The sequence below is a fragment of the Erythrobacter sp. WG genome, from assembly GCF_026586795.1.
In the GTDB taxonomy this organism is placed as follows: Bacteria; Pseudomonadota; Alphaproteobacteria; order Sphingomonadales; family Sphingomonadaceae; genus Erythrobacter.
In genome coordinates this window covers 18,639-31,309 of sequence record NZ_JAPFGY010000028.1, presented here as the reverse complement: position 1 = coordinate 31,309, position 12,671 = coordinate 18,639, and the positions used below count along the sequence as shown (strand labels likewise).

Annotated in this window: 14 protein-coding genes; 9 read left to right on the top strand and 5 right to left on the bottom strand. The window is 69.3% G+C overall.

The window, feature by feature from the left end:
* The first annotated feature begins 90 nt into the window (after window positions 1-90).
* Entirely contained in the window at window positions 91-687 is a 597-nt protein-coding gene (locus OPU67_RS13385; protein ID WP_267620420.1) for a c-type cytochrome, read from the top strand.
* Between the two features lie 65 nt (window positions 688-752).
* On the opposite strand, the gene OPU67_RS13380 is transcribed toward OPU67_RS13385, so the two are convergent.
* The gene (locus OPU67_RS13380; RefSeq protein ID WP_267620418.1) at window positions 753-1,046 is read right to left on the bottom strand and encodes an EthD family reductase; all 294 of its coding nucleotides are present in this window, start codon (window positions 1,044-1,046) and stop codon (window positions 753-755) included.
* Window position 1,047: 1 nt separating this feature from the next.
* Window positions 1,048-1,650 (bottom strand): rhodanese-like domain-containing protein, encoded by a 603-nt coding sequence (locus tag OPU67_RS13375; protein WP_267620416.1) that lies wholly within the window; start codon window positions 1,648-1,650, stop codon window positions 1,048-1,050.
* A 66-nt stretch (window positions 1,651-1,716) separates the two neighbouring features.
* On the opposite strand from OPU67_RS13375, the gene OPU67_RS13370 reads away from it, so the two are divergent.
* The 4 genes from OPU67_RS13370 (at window position 1,717) to OPU67_RS13355 (ending at window position 5,695) form a co-directional block, all read left to right on the top strand.
* On the top strand, window positions 1,717-2,502 hold the full coding sequence (locus tag OPU67_RS13370) for a quinoprotein dehydrogenase-associated SoxYZ-like carrier (protein WP_267620414.1): 786 nt from the start codon (window positions 1,717-1,719) through the stop codon (window positions 2,500-2,502).
* Window positions 2,499-3,452: a quinoprotein relay system zinc metallohydrolase 1 gene (locus OPU67_RS13365; protein WP_267620411.1), complete on the top strand. Its 954-nt coding sequence runs from the start codon at window positions 2,499-2,501 to the stop codon at window positions 3,450-3,452. The genes OPU67_RS13370 and OPU67_RS13365 overlap by 4 nt, the downstream gene beginning before the upstream one ends.
* Window positions 3,453-3,594: 142 nt before the next feature.
* Complete coding sequence (locus OPU67_RS13360; protein WP_267620409.1) at window positions 3,595-5,019, top strand: porin; 1,425 nt, start codon at window positions 3,595-3,597, stop codon at window positions 5,017-5,019.
* A gap of 151 nt (window positions 5,020-5,170) precedes the next feature.
* Window positions 5,171-5,695: a cytochrome b gene (locus OPU67_RS13355; protein ID WP_267620408.1), complete on the top strand. Its 525-nt coding sequence runs from the start codon at window positions 5,171-5,173 to the stop codon at window positions 5,693-5,695.
* A gap of 22 nt (window positions 5,696-5,717) precedes the next feature.
* Here OPU67_RS13355 and OPU67_RS13350 read toward each other — a convergent pair whose 3' ends face one another.
* Window positions 5,718-6,638 carry a transporter gene (locus tag OPU67_RS13350; RefSeq protein WP_267620405.1) on the bottom strand — a complete coding sequence of 307 codons (921 nt, stop codon included), beginning with the start codon at window positions 6,636-6,638 and terminating at the stop codon, window positions 5,718-5,720.
* A gap of 140 nt (window positions 6,639-6,778) precedes the next feature.
* Window positions 6,779-7,984: a hypothetical protein gene (locus OPU67_RS13345; RefSeq protein WP_267620403.1), complete on the bottom strand. Its 1,206-nt coding sequence runs from the start codon at window positions 7,982-7,984 to the stop codon at window positions 6,779-6,781.
* 229 nt (window positions 7,985-8,213) lie between these two features.
* On the opposite strand from OPU67_RS13345, the gene OPU67_RS13340 reads away from it, so the two are divergent.
* The 3 genes from OPU67_RS13340 (at window position 8,214) to OPU67_RS13330 (ending at window position 10,797) form a co-directional block, all read left to right on the top strand.
* Complete coding sequence (locus OPU67_RS13340; RefSeq protein ID WP_267620401.1) at window positions 8,214-8,573, top strand: hypothetical protein; 360 nt, start codon at window positions 8,214-8,216, stop codon at window positions 8,571-8,573.
* Between the two features lie 175 nt (window positions 8,574-8,748).
* Window positions 8,749-9,678 carry a helix-turn-helix domain-containing protein gene (locus OPU67_RS13335; RefSeq protein WP_267620399.1) on the top strand — a complete coding sequence of 310 codons (930 nt, stop codon included), beginning with the start codon at window positions 8,749-8,751 and terminating at the stop codon, window positions 9,676-9,678.
* 129 nt (window positions 9,679-9,807) lie between these two features.
* Window positions 9,808-10,797 (top strand): transporter, encoded by a 990-nt coding sequence (locus OPU67_RS13330; protein WP_267620397.1) that lies wholly within the window; start codon window positions 9,808-9,810, stop codon window positions 10,795-10,797.
* Here the strand turns inward: OPU67_RS13330 and OPU67_RS13325 are convergent.
* The gene (locus OPU67_RS13325) at window positions 10,794-11,693 is read right to left on the bottom strand and encodes an AraC family transcriptional regulator (protein ID WP_267620395.1); all 900 of its coding nucleotides are present in this window, start codon (window positions 11,691-11,693) and stop codon (window positions 10,794-10,796) included. The two genes, OPU67_RS13330 and OPU67_RS13325, sit on opposite strands and share 4 nt — an antisense overlap.
* Before the next feature lie 168 nt (window positions 11,694-11,861).
* Between OPU67_RS13325 and OPU67_RS13320 the strand changes: the two genes are divergently transcribed.
* Complete coding sequence (locus OPU67_RS13320; RefSeq protein WP_267620393.1) at window positions 11,862-12,626, top strand: DUF1223 domain-containing protein; 765 nt, start codon at window positions 11,862-11,864, stop codon at window positions 12,624-12,626.
* Window positions 12,627-12,671: the final 45 nt, after the last annotated feature.

Sequence of the window (12,671 nt, the reverse complement as noted above, 5' to 3'; positions counted from 1 at the left end):
GGCGGCTTCGTCCGAAGGTGCAATGTCGCGGCGCCCCGGCACCTGTCACCCTTGCGGCAGATCGATACGAATCACGACAGGGAGGATAACATGGCTCTGCGCTCGATTTCCGCCGGCGGTGCGCTGCTGGCACTGGCTCTGACGGCTTGCTCGGGTGGTCAGCCCGATGCGGGGGGCGCCCCCGCCTCGACCCAAACGGAGGCGGCGCCAGCTCCCGTAGAGACCGCCGCGCCCGAGGCGCTGCCGAGCGCCGAGGCCACGCCGGAGGCAGCGCCCACGGCCGTTCCAAGCGCCGCTGTCGAGGCCGCCGCGAAGACCGCGGCCGCCCCGATCCCTGCAACCGTCCCTGCCAAGCCGGCGGCGCCCGAAGTGGTCAAGGTCGCGGCCGTGACCGCCGCGCCGCCCGCCGCCTTCGGCCGCTGCGCGGTCTGTCACACGGCCGACAAGGGCGGCGAGGACAAGATCGGGCCCAATCTCTACGGCGTCTACGGCAAGGCGGCGGGCAAAGGCAGCTACGCCTTCTCGGAGGAGTTCAAGAGCGCCGGTCTCGTCCTCAACGAAGCGACACTCCACAAGTGGCTGGAGAACCCGCGCGCGCTGGTGCCGGGCAATCGCATGAGCTTCCCCGGCATCAAGGACCCGGCCAAGCGCCAGGAGATCATCGACTACCTCAAGCAGCAAAGCTGAGAGGCTGTGGCGCGCGCGGCGGGGCGGCCGTTCCGCTGGCCGCGCTTCGCCGCAAGCGCTCTTTCTCAGACGGTGCGGTAGATTGTCGGCTGAATGTCGGTGAAGTTCGCGACATCCGCCATCACCGCTGCCGTCGTTTCGCTGGCGAGCGCCGCATCGATCGCGGCGCTGTCACGGAAGCTGAGCACCACCATCGCGGCCGCAGGCTGATCGGCGTCGGCAGGCCAGAGGATTTGCGCGCCGGTGAGGCCTGCTGCCTGCCAGCTTTGTTCGACCAGCGGGATGTGGACGTCGCGGTAGTACTCCGCGTCGAAGCGCGCGCCTTCGCGGCGGGGGTAGCTCACCACCAGATTGGCCATCTCATTTCTCCTCCTGCCCATGAACCTTGGCGTGCGGCACGGCGACCGGCACCGCCGCCACCAGCGCGCCGCCCGCCGCCTGCCAGCCATCGGTCCCTTCGGCGAGCCAGCGCACATTGCCCACCCCTTGCAAGCCGAGGCGGCGCGCGGCGTTCCAGCTCATCCAGCAATCGATCCGGCAGAACACCACCACCGGCTTGCCCGGCGCGGCGCGGCGGGCGGCGTGGATCGCGCGCTTGAGCGCGTGCCACAGGTCCGCATCGACCGGCGCGCGCCCGGTTTCGGGGTGCCACAGCGCGCCGGGAATGGTGAGGTGTGCCTCAGCCAGGGTCCATGTGCCGCTGTCGGGATCGCGCACACCGCCATCGGCAGGCGTGACATCCACGAAGACCGCATCCGTGCCCGCGCGCAAGGCCATCGCGGCGGCAAGACTGATGGGCTCGGCGGGCGCCGGATCGGCGCGCACCGGGCTGCGGTAGCGGGCGGTCCGGTAGCCGGCGGCGTCGAACAGCCCGGGCTCTGCGGGGCTCGCCGAAGCGGGCGGCGCGGCGGCCATGCCGGCCAGCGCTGCCGCCGCAGCGAGCATGATCCGGGCCCTGCGCATCCGCTTCGTCTCCTTCCAAGGTCCTATATCTGCCGGCCGCGGCGGCGGAATATATTGTCCCTTGGTATGATGCGCCTGTTTCCCAGCCTCGCCGCGAGCGCGGCCCCCGCCGTCGGACCGCTGCCGGCCGACCCGCTCGGCTCGCCGATGTGGACCTATCACGCGGGCAAGCTCTTCGCGGGCGCGCCGGTGGTGTTCGATCCGGCGGTCCGGGTGGACCTGCCGATGCTTGCCGAAAACCAGCACGTCCTGCCGGTGACGATCGACGCGCGCGCGCTCAGCGCAGTGCGGCGGATGGTGCTGTTCGCGGACCTCAACCCCATCCCCATCGCAGTCGAGTACGAACCGCTCGCCGCTCACGCCTATCTCGCGACCCGGATCAAGCTCGACCAGCGCACGCCGGTTCGCGGTGCGGTGCTGACCGCCGACGGCGTGTGGCACGTCGCGGGGGGCTGGGTCGATGCGGCTGGCGGGGGCTGCTCGGCCCCGCCGGTCAGCCGGGTGCGCGGCGACTGGGCCGATCACCTGGGCGAACTGCGCGGGGCGGCCTGGCCGCAAGGGGACGCGACGCGGGTGCGGATCGCGATCCGCCACCCAATGGATACCGGGCTCGTTGAGAACATCCCGGCCTACAACATCGAGGAGGTGACGTTCGCCGCCGAGGACGGCACGCCGCTTGCCCGCATGACGGTCCACGGATCGGTGAGCGAGGACCCGGTTTTCACCGTGCTTCTCTCCCCCGCTGGCAGAGGCCCGGTCGCAGTCAATGCGCGCGACACCGGGGGGGTGGTCGTCACCGGCGCGGTGGCGCCGAGGAGCGGCGCTGCCCTGGCTGCGGCGGTGCGGCGATGATCGCGCGGCGCGGCTTTCTCGTGGGTGCCCTCGCGCTGCCTTTCGCCCAAGGGTTCGCGGCGCGGGCCGAGCAGTTCGCCGGGCGCTATGCGCCCGAGGCCACCCCGATCGGCGATGGCATCTGGATGGTGCGCGGCGCCGACGAGGCGCTGGGCTTCGCCAACGGCGGGGCGATCGCCAACAGCGTCATCATGGCGAGCGACGCGGGCGCGATCCTCGTGGACAGCGGGCCCTCGCTGCGCTTCGGGGAGGCGCTGGGGCGGCTCGCGCTGCGACTTACCGGCAAGCCCGTGCGGAGGGTCTACATCACCCATCTTCACCCCGACCACAGCTTCGGCAGCGGTGCCTTCCCGGAGGCTGAGGTTGTGTCGCTGCCGGGCACGCACCGCGAGCTCGAGCGCGACGGCGCGGGCTTCTCAACCGCGATGTACCGGATGCTGAGCGGCTGGATGGCGGGGACCGAGCTTGTCCTGCCGCAAGGCACGGTGAACGACGGCGAAGCGCAATTCGGCGGACGGGCGCTGCGGCTGCTGGCGCTTGGCGGCCACAGCGAGGCAGATCTCGCTATCCTCGATTCTGCGTCGGGCACGCTGATCGCGGGCGACCTCGTGTTTCATGACCGCGCGCCCGCCACGCCCCACGCGCGCCCCGCCGAATGGCTCGCCGCGCTCGACCGGCTGGGGGCGATCGGGCACCGCCAGCTGGTGCCCGGGCACGGGCCGCTCGATACGGGCGGCACCGCCATCGCCCAGACGCGCAGCTGGCTGACCTGGCTCGGCGCCGCGCTGGACGAGGCGGTGGCGGGCGGGCTCGACATGACCGAGGCGGCAAGCCTGCCGATCCCATCCCATCTCGCCGGAATGGCAGCGGCCCGTTACGAGCTGACCCGTTCGGTGTCGCACTTCTACCCCGGGCTCGAGGCCGCGCTGTTCCCCCGCATCGACGCCTGAGATCCGCGCCGCCTTTCGCGCCGCGCAGCCATCCTAAGACCAAAGGACGAGAACCAAAGTCCAATTTCGGGCGACCCCCCGTGGGCGCAGCATGGCCGGGCCGCAACGGACGGCACGAGAACAAAGATCGAGGGGGAAGGACATGAGACCCAGATTCCTGCTGCACGCAGCCGTGGCGGCGCTGGCCATCGGCGGCGGCGCAACGCCCGCTTTCGCGCAGGCGACCGCGACCCAGCAGCTGCTCCAGCGCCTGCACGAAAAGGGCATCCTCACCGACGAGGAATATGCCCAGATCATGGCCGAGACCAAGGTCGCCCCGGCCCCCGCCGCCTCGCCCCAGGCCGCCGCGCAGGACAGCGCCGCCGGCGCGCTCGACATGAGCAGGCTGGTCAAGATCACGCCCGGCGGGATCGGCATGGAGGTTGGCCCTGCGACGATCAAGTTCTCCGGCTCCATCAACGCCTTCTACGTCAACGAGAACCCCCAGACGCCGGGTCCGCGCACGGCGGTCGGCGGCGGGATCGCCAGTGTCGGGACCGACAGCTCGAACGCGGTGCGCAACGGCCTGCTGCCGGGTTTTCTGCTGATCGACGTCACCACCAAGCAGGCCGGGCTCGACATCGGCGCGCATTTCGGGATGTATCCGGGGATCAACTCGGCCAACTGGGGGGCGCTCGGCGCCAACAATGGCGGGCAGCCGACGGCACTGGCAACGACGGGGATCGACTTCCGCCAGGTCTACATCACGATCGGGGGCAAGTTCGGTACGGTGAAAATGGGCCGCGACATCGGCCTGTTCAGCTCCGAGGCGATCCTCAACGACATCACTCTGCTCGCGGTCGGCCCCTCGGGTGGCAACGTGGCGCCCGCCAACACCAGCCTCGGGCGGATCGGATCGGGCTACATCTACACCGATTTCCAGCCGCAGATCACCTACACCACGCCCAGCTTCGGCGGCTTCCAGGCCTCGGCGGGCATCTTCCAGCCGCTGCGCTCGCTCACCGCGCCGGCGCAGAACAACACCTCGCCCGGCTTCCAGGGCAAGCTGACCTTCGACCACGGCTTCGGCGAGGACGTGAAGCTGCGCCTATGGGCTTCGGGCATCACGCAGCGGCACGAGACCGTGGGTGCGGGCACGGCCGGGCTGGTCTCCTACACCGGGCGCGGCTTCGATCTCGGCGGCAAGCTCGCTGTCGGGCCGATCACGGCGGTGGCCAACTGGTACACCGCCAAGGGGCTCGGCACGACCGTGCTGAACCTCCTCGACACCGACGCGCGCGGCAACCCGCGCAGCAGCAACGGCTTCTACGCGCAGGTCCTTGCCACCTTCGGCAAATTCTCGGTGGGGGGCAGTTACGGCGAGAGCAGGCTCGGCCTGACCGCGCTCGAGCGCGCGGCGGGCAATACGCTGGTGCGCAAGAATTCGAGCTATGTCGGGCAGATCCGCTACGGCCTCACCGACTGGGTGACGCTGCTCGGCGAATACACCCACGCCAAGAGCACCGCGCACGGCGGGAACGAGGCCGAAAGCGACAGCATCGCCGCCGGCGCGATCCTTTTCTTTTGATCGCGGGCCGGGTATCGATGCCGGGCGGCCGGTGTCCGGCGGCGGCTGCGGCCGCTGCGGAGGCCGGCCGCTTCCGCAAATGACACGATGGGATGGCCCGCGATGCACATGAGGACTGCGCTTCTGTCATCGGCTGCGAGCCTGCACCTCCATGCTTGAGGCGGCGGCGCGCTACAACCGCGTCGCGCGGCTCCTGCACTGGAGCATTGCCGCGCTGGTGATCGCGAACCTTGGCTCGGGACTGCTGCACGAACCGCTGGAGGGCGTCGTCCGCCTGATCCCGGTTCACAAGGCGATCGGCCTGACGGTGCTGGTGCTGACGCTTGTGCGGATCGCTTGGCGGCTGACTTGGACGGCGCCGCCCCATCCGGCATCGATGACGCGCCGTGAAGCCGCTGCGGCGAAGGCGGTGCACGGCGTGTTCTATCTGCTGATGCTCGCCATGCCGCTCAGCGGGTGGATCATGGCTTCGGCTGGCAAGTACCCGCTCACCTGGTTCGGCCTGTTCGACTGGCCCAAGCTCCCCGTCAGCCGCGAGGGCGCCGCCTACGCGGCGGCGGGTCCGGCGCACGAGTGGCTCGGCTGGCTGTTCCTCGCGCTGGCCGTGATCCATGTGGCGGCAGCGCTGCGCCACCACTTCATCCTCAGGGACGATGTGCTGCGCCGCATGGCGTGATCGCGGCCGCCCCGGCCGTGCTTCAAAAACGCGCCGCGAAGCCGATGAAGGGCGCGATCGGATCGGCAGCGCGGGTCACGCCCACATTGATCCCGGCATCGAGCTGCCAGTTCTCGGCGATGCGGAAGGTCAAACCGGTATCGAGCGTGACCACATCGCCGCCGTCCGGGCCGCCGCGGCTGAATTCCCATGCCACTTCGGCGTAGCTCCCCAGTCTTTCGGTCCACGCGAAACCGAGCGAGGCCACCGCCAGCACCGAGGCATCGAAGCGATCGCGCGCGTCCTCGCGCGTGAAGTTGGCGCCCGCGTTCATCCCCAGTGCAAAGCCGCCGCCCAGTTCCAGCGCGACCGGGACGATCAGACCGAAGCTGACCTCGCGCTCGCTCACGCCATTGTCGGCATCGGTCGGTAGCGTGACGTAAGGCAGGAGCCCGAGCGCGGTGTCTCCGGGCTGCGAGGGACCGTCATTGCCCCACAGGTTGTACTTCGCGCGGATCGTGACGCTGCCGATGCCGCGCGCCGGGGCGCCACCGCGGCGCGGATCGACGATGCCGTAGGGCTGCCAGACGAGATCGAGCTCGAGCCGGTCGGTCAGCCCGATCCGCAGGTTGCTTGTGGCGAATTCGTAGCTGTCCGTCGCCACCCCTGCCGGATCGCGGCGTGAGCGGGTGTAGCCGATGAGGGTGGTCTCGATCTGAATGTGGCCGGGATCGACGGTATAGGGACTTTCGGCGATATCGGGCCGATCCGTCGTGAGGTCGCGCAGGCGGTCGCCCCCCTTGTCGGCCATCGCGTCCTCGCCGGCGATCCCGGCCTCGGCCTCGCCCTCGGTCCGGGCCCCAGGCGGCCCGGAAGCGGCATCCTCGCCGGCAAAGGCAGGAGTGGCGGCAAGCAGCGAGGCCGATGCGGCCATGATCGTGGCAGGAAGCCGCAGGCGCTGCATCGGGGTGTCCTTATGCAGGACCGCAAGGGATGGCCCTGCGCCAGAAAAGCGCCGGAAGGCAAGTCAGGCCTCCCGGCGCAAGGTGCGGGTCATGCCGGAGGGGGCAGTGCATGACCCTCGGGACCGGATGGTGTTCGGCGTCAGTTGATGCGGTAGACCACCGGGCAGTTGACGATGAAGCCCACCGCGCGGAACTCGCCGCCGTCGAGGCTCTTGAGGTAGCCGCGGGTCGACATCTCGGCCGCCTGGAGAGCGCTGGTGATGCGGTAGCGGTAGCCCTTCTGGATCGCCTCCTCGGTCCACACCGCCGGGAACAGGCGCCACATCGGCGAATAGTCGAGGTTGATGGTCGGGATGCCGCCGAGCACGTTCAATGGCCCGCCTTCACCCGACAGCGCGCTGGCGAGGCCCTGGCGATGGGGGTTGTCCTTGCCGGTCGGGCCGTTCACCACCACCACGATCCGCTCGGCGCTCTCGCCAGGCGAGGCGTCTTCCAGCGCGAAGGGCAAGTCCTTCATCGCCGGGGTGTAGGTCGCGTTCTCGAGGCTCGCGACCAGCGGATCGTTGGCTTCGGTCGAAAGGTAGAAGATCGGTTTGTCGAAGGTGAAGCCCAAGGTCAGCTTGATCGTCACCGTCCCGTCGCGCGGGCAGATCGCCGCGACCTTGTCGTGGACCTTGCTGTAGTCGACCTTGCCGCCGCACATGGCGTTTAATTCTGCCTCGCTCGCCTGGCTGACGACCGGGGCATTGTAGAGCAGCGCCTTGGCCGAATTGTCGACATAGACGAGCGGGGTGTAGTCGGCATCGCCCACCGAACCGGGCTGGAACGCCTTGGGCGGGAAGGGCGCGTTGGCGGGTCCGGGCGTGACGCCCAGCACCGGCTTGAAGTCGACGCTGCCGCTGGCGAAGGTGAAGGTGCCGTCCTGCTCGATCCGGGCGCGGCGGGTGCCCTTGCCGGTCAGCGCGAAGGCGAGCTTGGGCGAATAGGCGAGGCCTTGCAGCTCGGCGATGTTCTGGTCGGTCGCGTCGGTGAGGATGAACCACACCGGCGTCCCGTTGGGCAGCTTGCCGCGCCGCAACGGGAGGGTCGCAGTGCCCTTCTCCATGTCGATATGGGCCGACTTCATCAGCAGCACCGGCCCCAGAAGCTTGGGATCGACCTCGGAAGGGGAGGGCTGCGCGACGATGGTCCGCAGGTCGTTGTGGATCGACGCCGGGGCCTCGCGGATCTCGTCGAGGGGCTTGCCTTCCTTGCCGCGCACAACGACATCGGCACTGGCGAGGGACGGTATGGCGAGCGCCAGCATTGCTCCTGCCGCCAAGAACCGGTTTCTTACTCCGCGCATCTTCTGCTCCTTGTGATCCGGCAGGGAAGGGCGCCTGCCGAGCGCCGCAAGGTCTCTGATGCGCCGCTCGGCGCGCGCCATCTTTCGCAATGCTTCACGTTTTTCGGTTTCTCGCCGTCGTCGACAATTGACAGGGCCAGGCGTCAGGCGCACGGCACCGGCGCGCAAGAATTCGAAAGCCCGGCATTGCGCACAAGGCGTAGGCGAGGCGCAGAAAGGATCCCCGGAGATGCCGTGGCTGAGGTGGATCGAGTGGTTCTCAGGCAAGCCCAAGGGTCTGCTCGCGCCGAACATGGCGATCACGCTCGTCACCTTGCGCATCGCGCCGGCGGCAGGGCAGGACGAGGTCAGCTTCTATCGCAGCGCCGAATACGAAGCTTTGCTCGAATGGGCGAAGATGGGCCGCTTCGTTCTCGCGCTGGCAAGCACCGACCGTGACGAGCTTACCTTGCTGTGCATACAGAGCCCGGAGGAAATGCACCGCGAGATCGCCGGCCTGCCGCTGGTCGCCGCTGGACTTGCGACCTTCGACATCCGCCCCGCGATGTCGTTGCGGATGGATGAAGCGGACTATAGCGTCCTTCAGTAACCGGGCAGCATAGATCCCGGCCGCGTCCCTGCCGACCTGGAATGACGTTTGCGGAATCTTGCGCTTTTCTGGCAGCGCGATGGCCCGCGCCTGTTAAAGTCTCGCGAGATTTCGTACCATCTTCCCTGTCGATCTGTCCGGTCAGCGTGCCGGGCAGGTGCTGTGAGGCGCGACGATGACACAGGCTGAAGCACCGAGCTTTCATGTGGGAGCTGAGCGGGTCCCCGCGTTCTTCCGGAACATCCACTGGTCGGCACAGCCCGAAGTGACCTTCTTCGACACCGGCTCGCTTCCCGTCATTGCCATGCGCCACCATCGCACCGCCACCACCGGGACCGTCGAGCTTGTCTGCGATGCGCCGCAGGAGGAGGACTGGGACGCGCTGCTCGTCAACCGCAGCGGCACCGGAACCACCGAGATCGACTTCTGCGGCAGGCATCACCGCAATGCGCTCCACCGCGACCTGTGCCGCTTCCTGCCGGCGGGCGCCGACAGCCGGATGCTGTTCGACGGGCAGGTCGGGTCCTTCGTCATCTACTTCCGCCCGGGGGTGATCGCCTCGCTGCTGGAGAGCGAGGGCAAGGGCGCCGATGCGCTCGCCCCGATCGTCGGCCGGCACCTGCCGCGCGTCGCCCATCTGCTCGGCCTGATCGAGGCCGAACTGCGCTGTCCGAGCCTTGGTTCGAGGCTGATGATCGATGGCCTGCTGCGCGCCATCGCCGGGCTGCTGGTGTCGGGCGATGCCGTGTCCCGCGATGACGCGCCGGAGCGCATCTACCTCTCGCCCGCGAAGCTGAAGCGGGTGATCGAATTTATCGAGGCCAATCTCCACGAGAGCATCGGGCTTGATGATCTCGCGCAGGCGGCGGGGCTTTCGCCCAACCACTTCCTGCGCGTGTTCAAGCTGGCCACGGGGGAGACCCCCTACCACTTCCTGCGTGCCCGCCGTCTCGAACGGGCACGGCGTCTGCTGGCCGAGGGGCCGATGCCGCTCGCCGAGCTGGCGCTCGAATGCGGCTTTGCCAACCAGGCCCATTTCACCGCCGCCTTCAGCCGCGAGATCGGCATTTCGCCAGGCCGCTACCGCCGCGCCGTGCGGGCCTGAGCACTGCCCGCAGGCCCCGCGCCGAGACGGTGCGGGTTTGCCGCAAAGCCTTCGGATTTCTGACAAGATCGCGCCGCCCCTTTGGTCGCATGGATAGCCTTGCATCCATCATTCAAGGAGCCTCGATCCATGTCGCAGACCACCCCCCGCAGCATCGCTCTGCTGGCCGCCTCGCTCGTCGCCTGCAACGTCGCGCCGGCATCGGCGCACGAGGCCGAGAACGCCGAGGCTGCGGCCCCGCCGCGCTCCGAGATCGTCCTGACCAAGCCTGCTGCTGCTGCTGCTGCTGCGTCTGCCGCCACCGCCGCTCCGACAGCGGTCGCGGCGGCGGCGGCGGCGGCGGCGGCAGCGCAGGCGGATGGCGGGGAGGGCGGGTGGACCCCGCTGGGCTCCGAACCCTTCGGCACCGAGCTCTTCGCCAAGTGGGTGCCGGTGCCGAACGGTGCGAGCGGCGCCCCGCGGCAAGGATGGCTCGGCACGGCCGACGGCTTCTTCACCCGCGAGGTGCACCTCGCCTATACCTATGTCGATGCCGACGGGCCCGACTTCCACCAGGGCCTTGCGCGGTTTCACTATCCCTTCACGCGGCGGCTGTGGGCCGGGCTCGAGGTCCCCTTCTACCAGGAACGGGCCGGGCGTTCGAATTTTGGCGACGTCACGCTGAACACCCAGCTGATGCTGGTCGAGAAGCGCAACGTCTCATTGAACGCCGGGGTCGGCTGGCGCCTGCCGACCGGATCGGCGCGGCTCGGCAATTCGGTGTTCGCCGCGCAGCCGCAATTGAACCTCTTCACCGACATCGGCAGCGGCTTTTCGTTCCGCGGACGGGTCGCCTATGATTTCCCCGACAGCGGCGTGCCCGAAAGCTTCATCCTCAACGGCGCGATCGGCCAGACCGTGACCGATCACGACCGGGCACCGCTGGGCGACCTCACCTGGTATGTCGCGAGCACATATCGGGCGTTCTCCAACGGGCCGGACTTCGTCTCGGTCACCCCCGGCGTGCGCACGCATCTTGGCGGCAACCTGTTCCTGCTGGCGGGCATCGAGATCCCGCTGACCGATTCCCGCCGCTCGTTCCGGGAAGGCTTCACGGTGCAGCTGGTGAAGGGCTTCTAGCGCAGCATCTCGCGATAGGCGCTCGGGGCGATGCCGGTGACCTGCCGGAACCGGCTCGAGAACTGCGCGTGAGTGGCGAAACCGGTGGCCGCGGCGATGCCCGAAATCGGCACGTCGCGGCTTTCGAGCATCTCGCAGGCGCGCGCGATGCGCTGGCGCAGCAGGTAGGCATAGGGCGGCAGCCCGGTCGCGGCGCGAAAGCCCCGGGCGAAGTGGAAGCGGCTGTAGCCGGCGATCCGCGCGAGCTCGTCGAGGGTCAGCGCGCTATCGAGATGGGCCGCGATGTAGTCGCGCACCCGGCGCACGCTGGCAGCGGTGATCAGCATCCGTTCCTCGCCTATGGGCGCGGCCGCCTGGCGCTCGAACAGCCGGAACAGCACCGCCTCGAGCGCGGCCTCCTGCTGCATCAGGCCGGCATTGTCGGCCGCGCCGGCATGGACCAGCGCGCTGAGCAATTGGCCGATCAGCGGGTCGAAAGCGCCGACCTCCTCCTGCAGCTCGATGCGCGCAGGGTCCCGCTCGAAGTTGGCCCCGATGGTCTCGGCGAACCAGCGCGGCTCGAGATAGATGTGCCCGAAGGCGATCGGTCCCTCGGTGCGCCAGGAATAGGACTGCCCGGCCTCGATCGTGGAATAGCCGCGATGGCGCACCTCCCTGACCAGCGTGCCGCTCCCGCCGGTGCGGGTCACCCGCTTGTCGCCGCCGAGGTGCACGACCAGGTAGTGATGATCGAGCGGCGGTTGCTCCATCCGCCGCGCGCTGCTTTCCCAGCGCTGCACGATCGCTCCGCCCACCGCGCGCGGCTCGCTGGCGCGGGTGCGCGGCGACGTTGCCCAGTCGCGCCAGGCAAGCGGGTGCTGCCGATCGGGAAATGCCGAAAGACCGGACATGTGCATGGTGCGAGGCATATAGCGAAAAGAATTCCTCACAAGCTGTAACCTTCGCCGCCAAGGCGCGACGAATTGCAGCGCTCAGGGAAGACGTTCGGCCCGATATCGGAGCCGGGTAACCTTGCCCGGTGCCGGAGCGAAACACCGGCTGCATACCGGAGAAAGAGACCCGCCATGACCCGCACCCGAACTTTCATCGTGCTTATCGGCGGCCTTGCCGCGCTCGCCGGGGGCGCTTTCGCGCTGCCTCACACCGCCAGCCCGGCCCCGCAGAAGCCGCTGATCGCCGCCAGCGCCGCGCCGGTGCTGCTCGAGCTGTTCACCAGTCAGGGCTGCTCCTCCTGCCCGCCCGCCGATGCCCTGGCCGAGACGCTGGCTGGCGAGCCCGGGCTGGTGGTGATCACCCGCCCCGTGACCTACTGGGACCGCCTCGGCTGGAAGGACACCCTCGGCCGGGAGAGCAACACGGTCTTGCAGCAGAACTACGCGCGCCGTGGGCTGGGCGGGACCAACGGGGTCTATACGCCGCAGCTGGTGGTTGACGGGCGCATCGGCGTGGTCGGTTCGCGCGGTGATGACATCGCCGATGCCGTCCGCCGGGCCGGCGGGGATCGCGGGGCGAGCATCGCGGTCGCGAAGAACGGCGCAGGGGGCTACGCGATCGACCTGTCCGGCAAGCCCGCAGGCGCGGCCGAGCTCGTGCTCATCGCGGTGAAGCGCCACATCGAGGTCGCGATCGGCAGCGGCGAGAACGGCGGCCGGAAGGTCGGCTATGCCAACGTGCTGCGCGCCGAGACCCGGCTTGCCGATTGGACGGGCGGCCCGGCCAAGGTCGCGATCGGCCCGGAACGGCTCGCCGTCGCAGGGGCAGATCGCTACGCGCTGGTGCTGCGCGCGCCGGGCGGCGGGACAGTGCTGGCGGCGCGCTGGCTCTCCTAGGGCGGCGCCTGCCGGGGCTTGTGCCGCAGCCCCTCCCGGTGCCAG